At 59.6% G+C, this 16,824-nt stretch carries 21 protein-coding genes; 13 read left to right on the top strand and 8 right to left on the bottom strand.

Annotated elements, in window-relative coordinates:
* Window positions 1–199 precede the first annotated feature (199 nt).
* The 4 genes from ACRQ5Q_RS13745 to ACRQ5Q_RS13730 all read right to left on the bottom strand — a co-directional run bounded on the left by ACRQ5Q_RS13745 (window position 200) and on the right by ACRQ5Q_RS13730 (window position 2,676).
* Window positions 200–763 carry a hypothetical protein gene (locus ACRQ5Q_RS13745; RefSeq protein ID WP_439398335.1) on the bottom strand — a complete coding sequence of 188 codons (564 nt, stop codon included), beginning with the start codon at window positions 761–763 and terminating at the stop codon, window positions 200–202.
* 2 nt (window positions 764–765) lie between these two features.
* Complete coding sequence (locus tag ACRQ5Q_RS13740) at window positions 766–1,305, bottom strand: hypothetical protein (RefSeq protein WP_439398333.1); 540 nt, start codon at window positions 1,303–1,305, stop codon at window positions 766–768.
* Between the two features lie 426 nt (window positions 1,306–1,731).
* The gene (locus ACRQ5Q_RS13735) at window positions 1,732–2,118 is read right to left on the bottom strand and encodes a hypothetical protein (protein WP_439398331.1); all 387 of its coding nucleotides are present in this window, start codon (window positions 2,116–2,118) and stop codon (window positions 1,732–1,734) included.
* Between the two features lie 171 nt (window positions 2,119–2,289).
* Window positions 2,290–2,676, bottom strand: a complete 387-nt coding sequence (locus ACRQ5Q_RS13730; protein ID WP_439398329.1) for a helix-turn-helix domain-containing protein — start codon at window positions 2,674–2,676, stop codon at window positions 2,290–2,292.
* On the opposite strand from ACRQ5Q_RS13730, the gene ACRQ5Q_RS13725 reads away from it, so the two are divergent.
* Entirely contained in the window at window positions 2,661–3,461 is an 801-nt protein-coding gene (locus ACRQ5Q_RS13725) for a YqaJ viral recombinase family protein (protein ID WP_439398327.1), read from the top strand. The genes ACRQ5Q_RS13730 and ACRQ5Q_RS13725 overlap by 16 nt on opposite strands.
* A gap of 119 nt (window positions 3,462–3,580) precedes the next feature.
* On the top strand, window positions 3,581–4,705 hold the full coding sequence (locus ACRQ5Q_RS13720) for a DUF968 domain-containing protein (RefSeq protein ID WP_439398325.1): 1,125 nt from the start codon (window positions 3,581–3,583) through the stop codon (window positions 4,703–4,705).
* A 374-nt stretch (window positions 4,706–5,079) separates the two neighbouring features.
* Here ACRQ5Q_RS13720 and ACRQ5Q_RS13715 read toward each other — a convergent pair whose 3' ends face one another.
* Window positions 5,080–5,232: a hypothetical protein gene (locus tag ACRQ5Q_RS13715; protein ID WP_439398324.1), complete on the bottom strand. Its 153-nt coding sequence runs from the start codon at window positions 5,230–5,232 to the stop codon at window positions 5,080–5,082.
* A gap of 84 nt (window positions 5,233–5,316) precedes the next feature.
* Between ACRQ5Q_RS13715 and ACRQ5Q_RS13710 the strand changes: the two genes are divergently transcribed.
* The 7 genes from ACRQ5Q_RS13710 (at window position 5,317) to ACRQ5Q_RS13680 (ending at window position 9,300) form a co-directional block, all read left to right on the top strand.
* Complete coding sequence (locus ACRQ5Q_RS13710; RefSeq protein ID WP_439398322.1) at window positions 5,317–5,604, top strand: hypothetical protein; 288 nt, start codon at window positions 5,317–5,319, stop codon at window positions 5,602–5,604.
* The gene (locus tag ACRQ5Q_RS13705; RefSeq protein ID WP_439398320.1) at window positions 5,601–5,939 is read left to right on the top strand and encodes a hypothetical protein; all 339 of its coding nucleotides are present in this window, start codon (window positions 5,601–5,603) and stop codon (window positions 5,937–5,939) included. Before ACRQ5Q_RS13710 ends, ACRQ5Q_RS13705 begins: the two co-directional genes overlap by 4 nt.
* 305 nt (window positions 5,940–6,244) lie before the next feature.
* Complete coding sequence (locus ACRQ5Q_RS13700) at window positions 6,245–6,400, top strand: hypothetical protein (protein WP_439398319.1); 156 nt, start codon at window positions 6,245–6,247, stop codon at window positions 6,398–6,400.
* Between the two features lie 78 nt (window positions 6,401–6,478).
* Entirely contained in the window at window positions 6,479–6,970 is a 492-nt protein-coding gene (locus ACRQ5Q_RS13695; RefSeq protein WP_439398317.1) for a hypothetical protein, read from the top strand.
* Between the two features lie 182 nt (window positions 6,971–7,152).
* Complete coding sequence (locus ACRQ5Q_RS13690; protein WP_439398316.1) at window positions 7,153–7,980, top strand: DUF6161 domain-containing protein; 828 nt, start codon at window positions 7,153–7,155, stop codon at window positions 7,978–7,980.
* A gap of 446 nt (window positions 7,981–8,426) precedes the next feature.
* A complete protein-coding gene (locus ACRQ5Q_RS13685; RefSeq protein ID WP_439398314.1) occupies window positions 8,427–8,891 on the top strand; it encodes a hypothetical protein in 465 nt (154 codons plus the stop codon).
* A gap of 172 nt (window positions 8,892–9,063) precedes the next feature.
* Entirely contained in the window at window positions 9,064–9,300 is a 237-nt protein-coding gene (locus ACRQ5Q_RS13680; RefSeq protein ID WP_439398313.1) for a hypothetical protein, read from the top strand.
* 736 nt (window positions 9,301–10,036) lie between these two features.
* Here ACRQ5Q_RS13680 and ACRQ5Q_RS13675 read toward each other — a convergent pair.
* Entirely contained in the window at window positions 10,037–11,626 is a 1,590-nt protein-coding gene (locus ACRQ5Q_RS13675; protein ID WP_439398311.1) for a recombinase family protein, read from the bottom strand.
* Window positions 11,627–11,797: 171 nt separating this feature from the next.
* On the opposite strand from ACRQ5Q_RS13675, the gene ACRQ5Q_RS13670 reads away from it, so the two are divergent.
* The 4 genes from ACRQ5Q_RS13670 to ACRQ5Q_RS13655 all read left to right on the top strand — a co-directional run bounded on the left by ACRQ5Q_RS13670 (window position 11,798) and on the right by ACRQ5Q_RS13655 (window position 15,474).
* Window positions 11,798–12,019, top strand: coding sequence for a hypothetical protein (locus tag ACRQ5Q_RS13670; RefSeq protein ID WP_439398309.1), 222 nt, complete (start codon window positions 11,798–11,800; stop codon window positions 12,017–12,019).
* A gap of 76 nt (window positions 12,020–12,095) precedes the next feature.
* Entirely contained in the window at window positions 12,096–12,473 is a 378-nt protein-coding gene (locus tag ACRQ5Q_RS13665) for a hypothetical protein (RefSeq protein WP_439398307.1), read from the top strand.
* 220 nt (window positions 12,474–12,693) lie between these two features.
* Entirely contained in the window at window positions 12,694–14,514 is a 1,821-nt protein-coding gene (locus ACRQ5Q_RS13660) for an acyltransferase family protein (protein WP_439398305.1), read from the top strand.
* Window positions 14,515–14,769: 255 nt separating this feature from the next.
* A complete protein-coding gene (locus tag ACRQ5Q_RS13655; RefSeq protein ID WP_439398304.1) occupies window positions 14,770–15,474 on the top strand; it encodes an FkbM family methyltransferase in 705 nt (234 codons plus the stop codon).
* 516 nt (window positions 15,475–15,990) lie between these two features.
* Here ACRQ5Q_RS13655 and ACRQ5Q_RS13650 read toward each other — a convergent pair.
* Window positions 15,991–16,392, bottom strand: a complete 402-nt coding sequence (locus ACRQ5Q_RS13650) for a hypothetical protein (protein WP_439398302.1) — start codon at window positions 16,390–16,392, stop codon at window positions 15,991–15,993.
* Window positions 16,389–16,676 (bottom strand): hypothetical protein, encoded by a 288-nt coding sequence (locus tag ACRQ5Q_RS13645; RefSeq protein ID WP_439398300.1) that lies wholly within the window; start codon window positions 16,674–16,676, stop codon window positions 16,389–16,391. Before ACRQ5Q_RS13645 ends, ACRQ5Q_RS13650 begins: the two co-directional genes overlap by 4 nt.
* Window positions 16,677–16,824 lie beyond the last annotated feature (148 nt).

Here is a 16,824-nt window from a genome sequence, read left to right as displayed (position 1 = left end):
AGGGAATTCTGCAGGGACAATCACCCAGCGCGGGCGCGGCCGATCGCATAAAAGTAGGCGTTGAATCCTCACACACTTTTTCGGGCGGGCGCACGACGAGGCGCGAAAGCGCACCGCAGCGGGCTTCGAGGCGCGGCGCCCCATCTTAACGGCCTGATTTGTCGACTTGATTGGGTTCGTTCTGCGCAGGCATGTGGCTTCATGGTGCAGGATGCTCCCTTAACGTGTTCAGCGCCGCGACCTCGGACAGCGCCCGATCCAGCGTCGCATGGGTCCGCGCCTCGTAGCGGTTGAGTTTGCGTAGCTCTGGCAGCAGCCGACGCACGGCCGCGGCCTCGCGCTCAGCTAGCGAGGGCACGTCGATCGGTTTGTGCCGCTCTGGTTTCTGACGCTGTCGGCGCAATAGCGCTGTCATGTAGCGCGACTCGGCCAAGCGTACGCGCATAAGCTCCTCCGGTTCCACGGCGCCGAAGTCCAGCATGCGCTGGATGATGTCGGCTTTGATCTGGCGGATATGGGCGAGCTCGAGGTAAGCGCGCGCCGCGCTGCGGGCCAATTCCAGATGCTCCGGATCACTGCTGCCCGCAACGATAGCTAAAGCTAGGGACTTCACGGCTTCATCATCGGCGGCGCTGCCGGTGACAATGCTGAGGCCATGGCGGTAGGCGTTGCGCGCCGCGCGCCGCTTACCCACCGCCGTTCGCGGCCCCGTGCTCTTCTGCGCGTTCCTCCTGTTGGCCGCGATCTGACGTTCAGTCGCCATCGTCACCCCTGATCATCGCTGCCTTGTCGCCGATGCGTTGGCCTTGCCAAGGCGGCGCGGTAGTCCTCAAGCAGCTGCAGGTTTTTGTCGCGGCGCGAACTCAGTTCCGCCAACCGCCGATTGATCTCGCCCAGCTCCACCAAGCAATGGCGGAAGGCCTCCGCATCGATACTGGCCTCCGTCATGCCGTATTTGCGTAAGATATCTGCGGCCTTGTTGCGCACCCGTTTGTTGGTAAAGAACCGCTCGGCCAAATCATCGATGTCAGCAGCGCCGCTGGCAGTTAGCGCCATGCTCAACAGGTTTTTCAGTGCCGGACCGCGGGCGGAAGTAAGGATCAGATCCTTGAATTCCCGAAGTCGCTGCATTTCCCATTCGCCATGGACGATCTCGCAGACCCACATCTGCTCAATGGCGTTGCTCGGTTTGAGCTCGGCAACAATCGCGTCACGCATCATCCTAAAGCGCGCCTGAGATTCAGACGGCAGCAAGCGCGGCTCATAGATGAGTGCGAGCTGGGCGCCCTGATCCGATCGGCTCATCGGCTCATCCCCCGCTCGGTTGAACGCATGACGACAGCTCGTTTGAGACGTAGCTGAGGCAGCCAGCACCTTTGAACGCGCAACGCGTCCAAAGCATCCGCGATGGACTGGTCAGCCCAGTTGGTTCTTCGCTGTAGACTCATTCCCATACTCCTTTAACTCCTTCTCGGGGCTTGCTCGCCGGCACAGCCTGTCGTCCCGGCCGCCGCGTCAGCGGTAGCAGGCACGCTCGGTCGCCGTGCGTTGAGGCGCACGCCCGAGGTCAATTACAACTGGCGGTCAGGAAAAGTAAAAGGCAGGAGCCTGAAAGTAAAAGGCAGAAGGCCGAAAGGAAAAGGCAGAAGCCTGAGTACCTGAAAAACACCCGGCGCGCAAAGCGAATCCGGAAACCCAGGGCGAAAAAATTTGCATCCTCGGAAATTCAACCTAACTAACAGATGCAACGACAGCACGATACGCTTCGTGCTGTTGCGAGGAGTTGGTTGTGCCGAAGCGATCATTGCCGAAACGGGCCTCACCAAGACCGTCACTGCCGAAACCCTCGTTGCCGAAGCCGTCATTGCCGAAAAAATCTCTGCCGAAGGCGTCCTTACCGAGGCCTTCAGGCCGATCACCAGCCAAGCCTCCCGGCTTCAGTCCGTCCATGACGCCAACGATGATTCCAAAAGAGATCGCCGCGTTGGATCCTCTCGAAATCCTGCTCAAGTACATGAATGACGAATCGCTGTCGCCGATGGCGCGCGTGAGGATCGCGGCAAAGGCCGCGCCGTACTTCCATCCCAAGATAAAGCCGATCCCGGCGAGCGCTGCCACTCGCTTTTTTGGACCAAGCGCCTCCGATCAGGCGTGTGCTGATGAGAACTTTGTTCAGTCCGCCGAATCCGCTGAGCAACATCGAGAGTGGTTCGCCCGTTTGCGCGGCGATCCTGACCTGTGCAGCGCGCGCAAATCTGGCCGGCGAGGCTCCTGACCGGTTGCGCGGGTTCAGGGCTCCTCATCCGCTCGATCGCGCCGGCGGCTGCGCAGCCTGACACCGACGCCGCCGCCATTCTCATCGATGAATTCGACGCCGGCCACCTCCAGGGTTCGCCGCACCACGATCAGGGTCGCCCGCCGCGGCTGATTAAACCCGGCCTCGAGCTGGCGGACGGTGACGATCCCGACCTGCGCCTGGTCGGCCAATCGTTGCTGGCTCCAGTCCAGCAATCCTCGCGCGGCCCGGCATTGCTCCGGCGTGATCATCGGCATCCTACCATGGCGTTGTTTTCGTCTCTTTCTATCGAAAATAGATTGATTTGTTGTTACCGCCTGATATGATCGCTTCTGTTTAAAAAGGATATTTTTGGAGGATTTTGATGGATAGGCGAGCATTTCCACCTGACCGCCGCGCTTTCATTGGTGGCTCGGACGCAAAGATCATCATGGGCGGTGATCAGGCCGGCTTGCTGCGGCTGTGGCAGGAGAAGCGCGGCGAACGGGAACCCCAAGACCTGGCCAATGATCTGGTGGTGCAGCTCGGCTCGGTGACCGAGCCCCTCAACCGGCACTGGTACGAGATCCACACCGGGCACAAGGTGAGCGAGGTGCAGCGGCAGATCTTCCATCCACTTCACCGCTGGATGGCCGCCACGCTCGACGGCCGGGTCGAAGCCACGGGTGCGGTGTTCGAGGCCAAATTTATGCTGCCGTGGAATTTCTCGGAAGAGCTCGCGGCCGAAAAGCACATGCCGCAGCTGCAGCACAACATGTGGGTGACGGCGTCGCGGACGGCGGTGTTGTCGGTCATTACCGGCGGCGGCAAGTGGGTCGAGATGACAGTCGGAGCCGATCCTCTCTACCAGCACCTGCTGCTGACCGCCGAGAAAAAATTCTGGCGCTGTGTGGAGAGCGGAGAGCCGCCCCGGCTGTTCGGCATCGAGCCGCCGAGAGCGCGCCTGCAAGCGGTGCGCGCGGTGGACATGAGCGCCTCCAACGCCTGGGCTGCTTTGGCGGAGGTGTTTCGCCGCACGCACGGCGCGGCGATCGACCATGAGCGGGCGAAGAGCGAACTGAAGACCCTCGTGCCGGAAGATGCCCGCGAAGCAACCGGGCACGGGGTACGCGCCAAGCGCTCGAAATCCGGCGCGATCAGCTTTGAGCTGACCGCGCTTCCTTAGCTGGCGCGTCAGGACGCGACAGCGCCGGCTCGGTCGTTTGGCCAAACGGGGAGAGCTGCGGCCGAGCTCGCCAAGCCGCTTCACCGCACCGCCGTCACCTAACCGGACGCAGCAGAACCATGTATCGATCAAGCCAGAGCATCAACCAGGTCGCCGCCGCGCTCGCCCGCGCGCAGGCCGAGCTGGAAAACCCGGAAAAATCGCTCACGGCAACCCTGCCCGCCGCCTTCCCCCACGGCGAAGGCCGCAGCTTCCGCTATGCCTCGTTGGCGCGCGGGCTTGAGATCGTGCGCAAGAGCCTGAGCAAACAGGAGATCGCCACGGTGCAGGCCACGGCGCTTGAGCCGGAGAGTGGGCTGATCCGGCTCACCACCGCCCTGCTGCACAGCTCGGGCGAATGGATTGCGTCAGACTGGCCGGTCTGCACCATCGCCGACATCGGCGCACCGCATCGGATGGGCGCCGCGCTGAGCTACGCGCGGCGGTACGGGCTGTTTACGTTGGTCGGGATTGCCGGCGAAGATGATTTCGACGCACCGGATGTTGCCACCAGGCCCGGATCCAACCCGACGGCTGATGAATTAGGATCTCACCCCCGAATGGCCCCGCCTGGCTCGGCGCTGCCCGCGGCCAAAGCCAACGCGCCCTGGCGCGCAGAAACGAAACGTGCCGCAGCCGCCGGTCGGGCCGCGGCCCCCGCGGCCGATCCCAAAACTTCTGAAGCGCTCGCCGCGCGCCTGCTCGCCGAGCTTCAATCGCTTGTCAATGCGGAGGACATCGACCGCTGGGCACACCAGGTGTGGCGGCACGCGAACACACTCACAGTCCAGGGGGCCCAGCGGCTTGGCGAAGCGCTCGAGGACCGGCTCACGCGGCTGCAAGCCTCCGAACCGTCCACGCCAAGCCCGGAATCTGCGGACAACGATGGCCCAACCGGCTGGGGTCGCATGCGCGTCGGAAAGCCGCAGCGACGCCGTGATCGCGAACACCTGCGCTTCGTCGCCAAGCAGCCCTGCCTCGTTTGCGGCCGTAACCCGTCCGATCCGCACCACCTGCGGTTCGCGCAGCCCAAGGGCCTTGGCCTCAAGGTGAGCGACGAATTCACCGTGCCGCTCTGCCGCGCCCATCACCGAGAGCTGCATCGGGCAAGCAACGAAGTCGCGTGGTGGTCGCGGCTAGCCATCGAGCCGTTGGAAGTGGCCCGCAGGCTTTGGCTGACAACGCACGACATTAAGCCATTGTAGCCGCACCTGCACGCGCTTCAGAGCTGCCGCGTTGCGATTGCGTGCTTATTGGCGATTGACGCCGCCGAGCTCTTGCGGACCGATTGTTGCGCCACACTCATGTCCGATCCCTAGACGGCAACTACGGGAAGGATGCCGAGCGGTTTAAGGCACCGGTCTTGAAATTCTGGAATCAGTGTCCCGGCTGATATCAGCGAGTCCTGCTTAGTGTTGAAAAATCAGGGCAAATAAGAGAACGGCATCGTTATCGTTCCGCTCTGTTTTGTTTGGTTTCGTCTAGTTGGGTAGCAAAAGCGGTAGCAATTCCCCGCTTACATTAAAGGCCCGCCGGCCGAAGAAAGCCGACGGGGATGATCGCTGGGGACGACTGAATCTCAGTTTGCCCAGACAGTCGGCACGTTCTCGAGCGCAGCCAACGGCTCTCCGCCATCGTTGAGAATTGCCTGGGGGGCCTGGAATGCTGCATCAGCCGACAGTGCGAGTTTGACCACCGCAACCTGCTCTTTCACGCCGTCGCTGTTAGACACGGTGAAAACCAGCCTCCGGTTCGGCCCAATGCGCTCAACGCGCGCCAGAGCCTCGCAGAAGACCTCAGCACCGCGGCGGGCCGCTTGTTTAACAAAAAAGCAATACCTAAAAAAAGGAGCGGCCGACTCGCGACGGGAAAGGATCCCTCGCGCACGTTCCGCCTCTCCGACGAGTTCATGGCAAACCTTGATGGATGGGCGGCACAGCAGCCCGATAAGCCCTCCCGCTCCGAGGCCATCCGCCGACTGGTCGAGATCGGCCTGTCTAAGCCGCAGCGGCCACAGGGCGCAGGCTCGGGTCCGGAAAAGGCCCTTCGCGCTATGGATGACACTGAGGATCTGCAGAAGATCGGCCCGAAGGGGAAAAAATGAGCGAACTGGCCGGGCTGCTGAGAAATTTGGGGAGAAGGATGATCACGATGAGGACGCCGTTGATTCTTGCCGCTGCCATCCTCGGTTTATCGGCATCTGCCTTCGCTCAAACCGCGGCACCCAAGGCAACCGCGACGCCCAAAGCCCGCGCCGCCAAGCCGCACAAACAGCCAGCGGCCCCGATGGGTTGCAAGCTCGTGGGAACGGTGAAGGGGACCAAGCTTTGGGCGGGCGACTGCGTTGCTGCGGCGCCAGCCGCACCGGAAACTCCACCGCTCGCATCTCCGGCTGAACCGCCCAGCGGCGTCAATGCCCCCGCAGCAGAGAAGCAGTAAAGTGAGCTTTGCGGCTAATCTTACGACTCTGGAACTTCCAATTCGACAGCCCCTGCCGGTGCACGCGACAGGGGCTGCGCAGGTGGATGGCGCGAGGCTCGCGGACGAGGTGTCGTACCAAGGACCCGCATCACGGTTAACATAGGTCAGGCGGAGACTCGGGGTATACGAAGGTTTATTCGGCGCGTGATCTGGGGCCGCCCACTTTTTGTCAGGGTTTGTGATTGCTTACGCTATTTGTGTGAAGATGGGTGTCCTTTAGGTGCCATCCGCCGTCTGGTCGAGATCGGGCTAAAGGCGAAGAAATGAGCGGCAACTGGACGGCCAACGAGATCGTCCTGTTGCTTAAGCTTGTCGAGGACAGGAAGCCGATAAGTTACATCTCAAAGGTGCTCAGCATCCGCAAGCAATTGAAGTACCTCGCCCACAAGGCCCTTGAGGACCAGTTTAAGCCAGACTGAGGTGTGGCTTTCACGCGCCGGTTGCGGTAGGCTCCCGACTTTCATTGCTTGTTCTGTAGATTTTTTTGGTCGGGGCGAATGTGGAAATATATCGTTGTCGGACTCGCAATATTGATCGGTGCCGAAGTTGCTTATATCGGCGCCAAGATGGACGAAGTCAGCGTCCGCAAATTCAAAAGCTACATTCAAAGCCAGCCGGCGGCACCAACTGCAGAGCAAGTCGCCAAGCTCAAACAGGCCAAGGCGGCTATCCTGCTTGAGGAAGCGAAATTGGCTGTTCGGAATAACCTTCGCGACCCAACATCTGCGCTATTTACCGAGGAGGACGCAATCGGTGACGATGCTGTCTGTGGCAACGTGAACGCCAAAAATGGCTTCGGAGGCTACGTTGGTAAATCCGCGTTCATCTACACGCGAACAGAGGGAGTAACCATCGCGAAAGATAGGTCCGAAGCATATGGGATAGACGCGCGCTGTAGCGAGGCGAAGCTCAAGGTGCTTAAGGCGATGATGGCCGAAGCATGCAAGACAGATCAGACGAACCACCCCTCCTGCAAACAGTTTCATTGACGCGCTTGACCAAGTTCTGGTGGTCCCCGCTACACCTGCCGCCGAACCCGCCGCGCCGGAAACATCTTCCGAAGCACCTGACAAACAGTAGACGGTCGAGATCGGGCTGAAGGCGAAGGGCGGATTAGCCAGCCACCCCACCGATTTGCAGGAAAATCTATCCCCATCTTGGGGCACTGTCGATGATGAATGAAAAAGATTGGACGCTCGCAGAGGTTGCTTTAGGTTGCCTCGTTCAACGGGGGGACTTAATGGACAACTGGAGCATCATAATCCCGAGCCAGGGAATCGAAATCACTGGCGGCAAAGCCGAAGCCGTTCAATTTCTCAATAACGAGATCGCCTACTTCACCAAGCTGGCAATCACCGGACAGCAGATCACCCTTGGCGGGCAAGGCTATGGAGCGCTGCGAATAAGCGACCGCGCCATAGAAGCGCTGTCGAAAATCGTCACTGACGTCCAAGCCGATAAGTCCGAGTCTTTTGAAGAGTACGTAAGAGACGCGCAGGACAGGCGGGTTTTAGTTGGCGCCAGTCCGACCGGGCGGCGGGTCGAAGAGCTAAAATCACAAAGCGAGCCAGCGGCGGCGCTTCTCGCAGCGATATACTCAGCGAAATGGATGCATGCGTCCCACCCGGCAGGACAAGATATCGTTTTGATCTTTAGATCAATTGCCTTTGCAAGCCCCGCGAACTTCGCATTTGATAATCTTTTGGTGGCCTCGGAGACGATAGCTGAAGCCAAAGAAACCAATCAAAGGAGCAATGCAGCCGCAGAGGAGCTCAGCCGTTTCATTGACGAAAAGCGAGCCCTCATTGAAGATCTCGAAGATCTGTATCGGAACAAATTGACAATCGAAGAACCGGCCCTGTCCTGGGAAAAGATTGCAGGAAAAAAGACGCGCATCTGGAGCTTCTGGCTTGCGGTGTTTGCGATCTTGGCCGTAGCCCCGCTTATAGCTGCCTTGGAATATTGGAGTGTCACCTCTCTGATGCCATTAGCAAGCTAACGGGCGCGGCGAATGGCGGGTTCTCCATTTCAGGGCTTGCCGCAATATCAATTCCGGCCCTTCTCTATGCTTGGCTCCTAAAGAACATCAGCCGAGTCTTCATCCAAAACCTCAATCTTGCCGATGACGCGGATCACCGTCGCTCGTTGGCGCTAACCTATATGGGACTTCTCCAGGACGAAAAGAGGCCGGCAACGGATTGGACAGGGCAATCATCCTGAACGCCCTATTCCGTCCAATCCCACCGCAAACGGCCGATGAAGGGCCTCCGTCCGGCCTGCTGGATCTCATTCAAAAGAAATAGGCCACGTCTTGACCAATCCGTGGTGAGCTGTGGTCCCTCACACCCGGGAAGACAGACGCGAATCGTGAATCGAAGAAATAGGCCGATCGTAGTAAGCGGCTCCCCTTGCCGTCATCCTGCGGTTGCGATTGGATGAAGACCCATGACTGACCTGCGCCCGTACACACCATCACTCAAACCTCCGCTCACGGCCGGTGCCCGCTTCATCAGAGGCTTCAAGCGGATCGGCATCGTACTCGGCGGCATCGCGCTGGTCGGTGGTTTCGCGATCACAATTCCGATTGCCGTAGGCCAGCAAAACAGTGCTGAGAGTCGCTACGAGCAGGCCATCTGCATGAATGATAGAGTGCGGAACAATTGGCCGATCAAGATGAAAAGCTACGATCAGACGAAGATCGATTTTGATGCGACCGGCTGCCCGTCAGGCCCGTTCTATTACGAAAGCCTCCCTACGGTTCTCTCCTATGCGAAAGTAAAACCGGCGCCGCTGGAGTATGCGATCGAGCCATTCGCGTATGGTGCCGCAGCGTCAATCGTCTCAGCAGCGATCCTGTTCTATGGCTTTTGGCTGATCGGCTGGCTCTGCGCCGGCTTTACGCGAGACTAAATTAGATACTGTGGGCGCGATCTTCCCCCATCGCCTGGCCGTCCAACGATTTAAAGGACTTCTGCAATGAATGGACGCATCTCTGGGACAATGAAAGTTTCCGAGTTCGACGGACAGCCCGTCGCTAGCCGCGCACGCTCGGAGTGATCGAAACCGCGCGCAAGGAGCACACATGGCCAAACTCGTAGACCTGTTCAAGGAGCGCTTCGATGCTGTCGAATCGGGGGATGATGGTGTCAGTTTGATCTGTGCGGAATGTAGTGCGGCATTCGCAATCCGATCGCCCATGGATGCGCTGGATAAAGACGATCCGGACATGGCACATGCAGAGCAGGTCATTGATCTCGTTAAGCGCGTCCTCGAACACCTAGACCAATGCCAACCAAGCGCCGACACCGCGCCATCTTAAGCCGCCGCGGTTTTAACCTCATACAGCGTTTGGCGAATTGACCAATGCGTGGCGGTTTCTCGCTCGCGTGGGTCAACCCCTAGCGGCTTCTCTCCGCACGCGATCGGGGCGATCATTGGCGGCATGTCCAGACCAGCCCGACGCCAAACGCCCACGCACCCCTATGACCGCCCGCTCAAGATCACATTCGGCGAGATGCGCGAGATGGGCGTAACCCGGCATCATCGTTTTTTGCGCTGATTATCGTTGCGGCCACAGCATTGCCTTGAGCGCCGATCAATGGGCTGATGATGTACGCTTGTCGGATATCGAGTTGCGGTTCATTTGCCGTGCCTGCGGCAGACGCGGCGCCGATGTCAGACCCGACTTCGAGAGCGGCAAGCCGCCATTGGCTATGGGATATCGATGAAACTGCATGAACCTTGGCATGGGTTGTGCAGACTAATCATTACCGGGGAATTGCTTATTCCCACCCGGGGCTGGAAACCCGCCGCCCGCGCTCAATTTAAGCGGGCGGCGTTTTTGCTTTTCAAAAATGCCCGAATTTGACCCTCAGTATTCTAAATAGACCGTACCCAATGTCCTAATTTCCCGGAACTATGGGTGCGAGATGTTTCGGGTAGCAGCCTCACGCCTCGACAACGTGACGCTGACACAGAAGGCCTCAGCTCGCGCCAGCCCCAGAGCTGAGGCCCTTCTACGGCGAGGATCTGCTGGCCGCGAAGTGACCGCAACGTCAATGGTGGGAAAGCCCCGGTTTGCGGGCCAGCTTCCGCTTTAACCCGTGAATCAGTTCCGCTGCGGTCTTGAACCTGAGCCGATACCGCTTTCTGACAACCGCGTCGGTCATGATCAGCGGCCGCTCTGGAAGGCTGCCGGCCGGCACCACGATGTAGTCGAGCGGGTGTTTGTTCTGCTCATCCAACCTGACCACGACGGCGGTACCCGGACGGGTTTTTGAGCCGCGCCGCAGCGTCCAGGCGGAACAGTGCCTCTGGGAGTGCTTCCAGGACCGCACCACCCGCAACGATATGAAAGACCCATCTTTGACGGCCAGGCAGCCTCCGGCCCGCTCCGCAATCAGATCGGGATCCACATTCGGCAAGGCCGTAGCGATCTCGGCGGCGAGCTGCTTGATGAGACTGATGCGCTCGCCGCGCGTCTCAAGGTAACTGTAATCGCCATCCGGGACGTAGCCGATCAGGGCATAGGCGTTACGAAGGCTACCGAACCTCCGCTCATAGAGGTCAGCGCTGGGGGCTCCCTTAACTCGATTGATCGCATTGTGAGACAGAGTGCCTAGCCGGTGCTGAAGAACGCGCAGCTTCTTGAGCAGCTCATCCGAGGACAGCCGTTGCCGTATTCGTCGCTCAATAATGCGTTGAGCGGCGTCAAAGACGTTCCGCGGCACAATCTGCTCAAGTGCGTCAACCCCTCGTATCCACTTGGCCTTGGTATTGAAAATACGGCGCCCTCGCAAGTAGTTCGATGTTCGGAAGTAGACAGTGTTGCCCGTGTAATTCTCATTGCGAAGCATGCGACCAATCATCTGATGATTCCAGGGAACGCGCCGATGATTGGCAACGCCTCTCGCGTTCAGCTCGCGCGCGATCGCGGTTTCCTCTCTCCCGCCGACGAAGCTTTCAAATATCCATCGCACGATCGCGATTTCATCGGGTGGTCCGGCCCGTAGCAAGACCCTGTCAGTCTGCAAGGTCTTCTGCTGGCCAGTTTCGAGAAATCCCCTTGACTTGCCAGTTGAGTCGATCAGCTCTCTGCGCAGCCCGAAGCCGGGCCGACCGCCCACCCAATAGCCAAGCCCTGCAATTCGGCTCTGCCCCGCAAAAACCTTCGCCGACTGATCGCGGCTGGTCTCTGCTGCCATCAGGCGCTTCATGTTCTTCCAGAGGCCGGACATCGGGCTTCCGTCGTTCTCGAAGACCTCGGCGCAATAGAGCACCTTCACACCAGCCAACTTGCAGATGAACTCGTAATATGCGCTCTCGTCGGTGTCCTGAAACCGCCCCCAGCGACTGACGTCCCGCACCAGGACATTCCCAAAATCGGCGGCTCCTGACTGAACGTCGTTAATCAGACCGATGAGCCCCAGTCGGTTATTGATCCTCAATCCGCTGATGCCCTCGTCGATATATGTGCGCACGATCGTGAGCCGATGCTCGGCTGCATAGCCCGCTATGACAGCCATCTGGTTTGCGATCGAATATTGCTGCCGATCCGTCGACATCCGGACGTACTGCGCAGCCCGGAGCTCGCGCTCCCGACGCCTGGGCAGCCTGGCATTCGGAACAGTGAGCGCAGTTCCCATGGAAGGCTCCCGACCTGTGCAGCTGTCAGCCTATTCCAACCCGTCTGAAAACCAAGAAGTGTGAAGCTGTTCACCCCCGCCGAATCTCTCCTCGCCTACAATAGGAACGTCCCCGATCTGGACGCTCATCCGGAATGGACGACCCGGAGCTGGCGGAGCTGGAGGACGGCCATGAAGCGCCACGCCATGAGCAAGTATTTCGGTAGTGGCGCCGGCCACGTTCTGCGCCCGCACAACAGCGCCGTGCTGCTGTTCAGCTGGCGCGGCAAGCCCGACGGATCGGCCCGCTATGTCGAGCGCATCAACCGCTACGCTCGCGATGGCGTGGAATATCCCAGCCTTGCCGCCCTGCTCCGCGCTGTCGAGGCCGAGCACGCTCAGAAGGAGCCCTGAGAAAATTCGCAGGTTCCGATTCGTCTTCGGACCAAAGGCCCCCTAGATTTGACTCCGGTCAATGGAGTTCTCGCGTATGGCCTCGCCGTCGATCATTCCGAACGATCGCCTCGACAAGGACTTCTACATCGTTCTAGAGGGCTTCCGCGACGGTGCGGCATTCCGGGAGACCGACGAAGGCATCGACCATTCGACGCTCATCAACGACCTGCTCACCGGGCAATATGAACGGGTGCTTCGCGTGATCGCGTTCAATCCTGTCGAAGGCTGGTCGTGCGACGCATCCGAAGACATCGCGCGCGAGCTCGAGCACCGCATCGCCGCGGGCGGGCTCGAGTTCTCTCCCGCGTTGAAGGATTTCAGCTCGGCCGCGCGATCGGCGTTCAGCTGGCACTTCCGCTGCGGCACGACGGTCGTTGCTAAACCAGTCGCGGTCAGCGGAGGCCCAGCATGACAACCGATCTCGGTAAGAACGCACCGCTCGCCGCGTTTTCACTAATTTCGTGCGATGATATTGCTAGAGTTTGTTGTGCGTATCGGCTGCGCTTGCTGACTGGGCCCCCAGTGTGGTACGCGCAACAGTGCGCGATGCAGGCGGAGATACTCCCAATTATCTAATGACGCACTCGACGGCGACATATCGCGCACACATCGACGGACTTCGAGCCATCGCTGTGACGGCCGTAGTGCTTTATCACGCGTTCCCCGAGGTAGTCCCGGGCGGGTTCATCGGCGTAGACGTTTTCTTTGTCATCTCTGGATTCCTGATTTCGGGGATTATCTTCGACCAAGTCAACGAGGGCTCCTTTACGCTCTCCGCGTTCTACACCCGGCGTGTCCGGCGAATCGTTCCAGCGCTGCTACTGGTCGCGGGTACAACTATCGCGACTTCGTGGCTCATCCTTCTGCCAAGTGCCTTTGCGCATTTCGGCCAACAGGTTCTGGCTAGCTCGCTCTTCGGCGCCAATTTCTTTTTTTGGCTCCAATCCGGCTATTTCAGCCCCGACGCGAGTTCGTTCCCACTTCTGCACCTCTGGTCCCTCGGAGTAGAAGAACAATTCTACATCGTCTGGCCGCTCCTGGCGCTAGTATTGGCCAAGCGGCAACAATGGTTCGTCGCAATCCTGCTAATCGGTGGGGCCTCTTTTCTGCTCTCCGTGATGCTCGCAGATCATCGCGAGTTTGATTTTTACCTGCCTGCCACCCGCGCATGGGAACTGATGGCCGGGGCCGCTCTGGCTTGGTTCGACCGTCGATCGCCGGCAATGAAGACACTGCCCAACCCCAACATCCTTTTCGGAATCGGTCTTGCTCTGATCGCGGCGAGTTCTTTTCTGTTCGATCAAACCACCCCATACCCAAGCTGGCGCGCGGCGGTGCCCGTCACTGGCGCTGCGCTGATTGTAACGGCCGGAGCGCAAAGCCGTCTCGCCACTTTCGCTCTCTCCAACCGCGCCGCAGTCTTCTCAGGCCTCATCAGCTATCCACTATATTTATGGCATTGGCCGGTCCTCGTGCTGGCAGCCGCAGCGAAATTCATGCCACTAACGCCCCTTGAGCGCGGCGCAGCCGTCGTGATCGCCTATGCGCTCGCGGTCGCAACGTTCCGACTTGTGGAACTTCCAATTCAATCGAAGCGCGCGTCACGTGCGCAAGTTATCACGCTAACTGCCGGACTAGCCGCGATCGCAATTGTAGGGGCGATCATCACAGGCGCGAACGGTTTCCCAAACCGCTTTCCAGCCGATTTGCTGATAGCCGAGAGCGAGCGACCCGCCGCGTGGCGGGTCAACGAATGCCTCATGAATCTGACGCCACAAACTCAATTCGCGGAAAGCTGCATCGAGAGGCGCCGACCGCTGGTCGCGGTGTGGGGCGATTCCACGGCTGGCGCGCTAATGCCGGGATTGCGGGACATGCAAACCCGGTTTCCCTTCGGGCTGGCGCAATTGACAGCCAGCAGTTGCCAGCCGCTCCTAACTGGCGGGCCTCCAAGCTGTGAGGCCAGCAATCGGCGCGTTCTGGCCCTGATCCAACAGGCGCGCCCAGATGTGGTATTGCTGGCCGGCTTCGGCCCGCTTGACGAGGCGGCGAAGGAAGGTTGGGCCGCAACGCTGGCGGCTCTGAAAGCCATTCACGCACGTGTCGTTGTGATCGGCCCAGCGCCCCTATGGAAGCGCGGCTTGCCCGAACAGTTTCTCAGCTATTTTATCTCTCGCCGCGATCGACTTCCGGAGCGATCCAGCACTCAAGTAAAGAGTCTGTGGGACGAGCGTTACGCCAAGCAATTCTTCACACAACAAAATGTCGAGTACGCTTCGGCATGGGATCGGCTCTGCAATTCCGATGGCTGCCTAACCAGAATCGATTCGCATGGACTCTCGGCTCTGGATAGTGTGCATCTCAGCGCGCGCGCGTCCATTTTTCTTGTCAACGCGATCAACGACGACGTGACTTTAATGCCGAGGGCAACGGGTCACAACGGGAAGGAATAACGAGTTACAGCGATGATCCCGCGATGCGGAGTGACGCGTTCCCAGCTTCCTGTCAAAGAACTTCGCACTCTGGAGCGAGAGCGGATACGCCTCCGGTTGAGCTCCGCTATGGCGAGTGGGCTACAGCGGACGAAAGGTGGCCCGCGCGACCTCGTGAAGAGGTGACCATGGCGCGGCCCGGTTAGCAATTTTCCTTGGTCGCCATCAGGGGCTGCGGTAGGCTTCCGCGCAAATCAGAATATCGAGGCATTGATCATGCTCGCCCCCAACCAGCCGCTCGGATGGCTACTGCGGCTGCCATTGCGGATCGTGCCGTCAACTGCCGTGCTGCCAATCCTCACGGGGCCAAATCGCGGGCTAAAGTGGGTCGTTGGGGCGGGCAATCACAGTTGCTGGCTCGGCACATATGAAGGCGCGATTGCAAAATCGATCGCTGCACGGGTCAAGCCCGGCATGACGGTATTCGACGTTGGCGCCCACGCGGGCTACTATACGCTGATGCTCTCTCGGCTTGTTGGGCACGAAGGCCGGGTTTTCGCATTCGAAGCGAACCCTGAAAATGCAAAAAAGCTTCGCCGGCACTTGCAGATCAATGACGTTAAAAACGTTGAATTGATTGAAGCGGCTGTTTCCGACCGAACCGGCGAGGCATTCTTCGAGGTTGATCCACACAGCGACAAGTATGGCTATATGGGAACGCTCGCAGAAAGCGGGACGCCCGTCCGAACCGTAATGTTGGACGAATTCCCCGTCCCCGATCTAGTCAAGATGGACATCGAAGGAGCGGAAACGCGCGCATTTGCTGGAGCATCCCGTCTCCTTTCAGAGCACAGGACCGCTATCTTCCTTGCACTGCATGATCAAACTATCGAAGAAGCGCCCGCGCTTCTCAAGCGCCACAACTTCCGGCTACAGCCAGTTGCAGAGCGGGAAACGTGGGCCTTGCCGCCAGCTATATAATCCGCAGAAATGGCCAGCTCTCCAACGTGGTCGCTCTTAATGAATAGCATGTGCGTCGGCGCCGGTCCTACATGCTCATGGAGATGATGGCTGCCAGCCCCACGCGGCCGCCCCTACGCCAGCGCATGCAACATCCAGGGCCGCATTGTTCCTCGCCGTGCCATCAGTCCTGATTGGCCACCAACGCCGCCAGATGATGCAGCCCAATGCGTAGTATCGCTCGCATCCCAAGTGCCCGTGCCACTAGCCAAAACCTATTGCCATTTCTAATCTCCGTCGCTGTACAGCCCTATGCAATCCGGTTCGATCCGCGTGAGGCGCAGTCATAATGACCGCCACCTCGCGCGGACTTCGCGCCGGTGCTTCCGCGGTCGCCGAACTCATCGTGTCTGGACCCTCATGATCATTTTCCGGAACTCGCGCCGGAGCTCTTGGACGCGCGGCGAGGACGGACATGGCATTTGCCATGCCCAGCCTCGTTATCCGGCGCCGGTTCGTCTGCGGTCAAAGTATCGTTCATTCTGTGATGAGATCCCACTCGCGCTTAACCGGGCCCGGATGACCAGGTCCCGGCCCTGGATCGAGTAGAGACCCGTAGTGCCACGGATCTCGCCACCGCTGCGAATTCAGGCCAGGAACAGACGCCCCCACCTTGACGAGATCGATCGGAGGCCGCTCACGGCGTTCCTCGACTGCCATCTCGTACACAGCTTGCAGTTTCGCGGCGGCGAGCATGCGAGCCTCTGGGGGCCAAGTAACGTCGCGAGCGATCTCGAGCAGGCGATCAAAATCACTCACGTCGAACACTTTGTCGATCGCACGACGCACGACGGCCAGCCGCGCTTCCGACTGCTCGTTGTGCAGTCCGACGCCGCGGTACACTTCAACGACAGGGATCTCGTCGGTCTCGTCGGTCATTTTTTGCCTCCGTTCAAAATTCGCAGCGCACCGCGCGAAACAGCGTCAAGGGATGTATCGGCTTCTGGCGGAGCCTCACTGCTGCGTCGGTCATCGGCGATCAAAGCTCTGGCGGCTTGAACGCGGGCTGATGCTGGGGCTGAAGCATCTGCAGCGATCTGGCGAAGTACCGATACTGGGTCTACTTTCGACAGATCGATTTCAGCTAAAGCCCGCTTGCTCGCCACGCTGCGCGTGGGTCGGCCGCCCTTACGCTTACCTTTATGAGCCGGCTTTTTGGTCATCGATTTTGACGCCTAGATAGGTTTCTGGGATTTTCTCTCAGCGCGCGCAGATGGTCAGCTGGCCGTTCTCCAAATCGACCGTCTTCCAGCGGAGGGCGGTGATCTCGCCCCGTCGAAGGCCGCAGAGCGACGCAAGGACCAGCGGCAC

Origin of the sequence: Bradyrhizobium sp. PMVTL-01 (genome assembly GCF_051861855.1) — a bacterium.
In the GTDB taxonomy this organism is placed as follows: domain Bacteria; phylum Pseudomonadota; class Alphaproteobacteria; order Rhizobiales; family Xanthobacteraceae; genus Bradyrhizobium.
This window is presented reverse-complemented; position numbering and strand designations above follow the sequence as displayed.

What these genes read in the sequence shown, in the direction of transcription:
- ACRQ5Q_RS13685 (WP_439398314.1), top strand. Translation starts at nt 8,427, where the DNA reads ATGACTGACCTGCGCCCGTACACACCATCACTCAAACCTCCGCTCACG.
- ACRQ5Q_RS13655 (WP_439398304.1), top strand. Translation starts at nt 14,770, where the DNA reads ATGCTCGCCCCCAACCAGCCGCTCGGATGGCTACTGCGGCTGCCATTG.
- ACRQ5Q_RS13650 (WP_439398302.1), bottom strand. Translation starts at nt 16,392, where the DNA reads ATGACCGACGAGACCGACGAGATCCCTGTCGTTGAAGTGTACCGCGGC.
- ACRQ5Q_RS13690 (WP_439398316.1), top strand. Translation starts at nt 7,153, where the DNA reads ATGATGAATGAAAAAGATTGGACGCTCGCAGAGGTTGCTTTAGGTTGC.
- ACRQ5Q_RS13705 (WP_439398320.1), top strand. Translation starts at nt 5,601, where the DNA reads ATGAGCGAACTGGCCGGGCTGCTGAGAAATTTGGGGAGAAGGATGATC.
- ACRQ5Q_RS13645 (WP_439398300.1), bottom strand. Translation starts at nt 16,676, where the DNA reads ATGACCAAAAAGCCGGCTCATAAAGGTAAGCGTAAGGGCGGCCGACCC.
- ACRQ5Q_RS13745 (WP_439398335.1), bottom strand. Translation starts at nt 763, where the DNA reads ATGGCGACTGAACGTCAGATCGCGGCCAACAGGAGGAACGCGCAGAAG.
- ACRQ5Q_RS13720 (WP_439398325.1), top strand. Translation starts at nt 3,581, where the DNA reads ATGTATCGATCAAGCCAGAGCATCAACCAGGTCGCCGCCGCGCTCGCC.
- ACRQ5Q_RS13670 (WP_439398309.1), top strand. Translation starts at nt 11,798, where the DNA reads ATGAAGCGCCACGCCATGAGCAAGTATTTCGGTAGTGGCGCCGGCCAC.
- ACRQ5Q_RS13680 (WP_439398313.1), top strand. Translation starts at nt 9,064, where the DNA reads ATGGCCAAACTCGTAGACCTGTTCAAGGAGCGCTTCGATGCTGTCGAA.
- ACRQ5Q_RS13675 (WP_439398311.1), bottom strand. Translation starts at nt 11,626, where the DNA reads ATGGGAACTGCGCTCACTGTTCCGAATGCCAGGCTGCCCAGGCGTCGG.
- ACRQ5Q_RS13665 (WP_439398307.1), top strand. Translation starts at nt 12,096, where the DNA reads ATGGCCTCGCCGTCGATCATTCCGAACGATCGCCTCGACAAGGACTTC.
- ACRQ5Q_RS13700 (WP_439398319.1), top strand. Translation starts at nt 6,245, where the DNA reads ATGAGCGGCAACTGGACGGCCAACGAGATCGTCCTGTTGCTTAAGCTT.
- ACRQ5Q_RS13695 (WP_439398317.1), top strand. Translation starts at nt 6,479, where the DNA reads ATGTGGAAATATATCGTTGTCGGACTCGCAATATTGATCGGTGCCGAA.
- ACRQ5Q_RS13740 (WP_439398333.1), bottom strand. Translation starts at nt 1,305, where the DNA reads ATGAGCCGATCGGATCAGGGCGCCCAGCTCGCACTCATCTATGAGCCG.
- ACRQ5Q_RS13725 (WP_439398327.1), top strand. Translation starts at nt 2,661, where the DNA reads ATGGATAGGCGAGCATTTCCACCTGACCGCCGCGCTTTCATTGGTGGC.
- ACRQ5Q_RS13730 (WP_439398329.1), bottom strand. Translation starts at nt 2,676, where the DNA reads ATGCTCGCCTATCCATCAAAATCCTCCAAAAATATCCTTTTTAAACAG.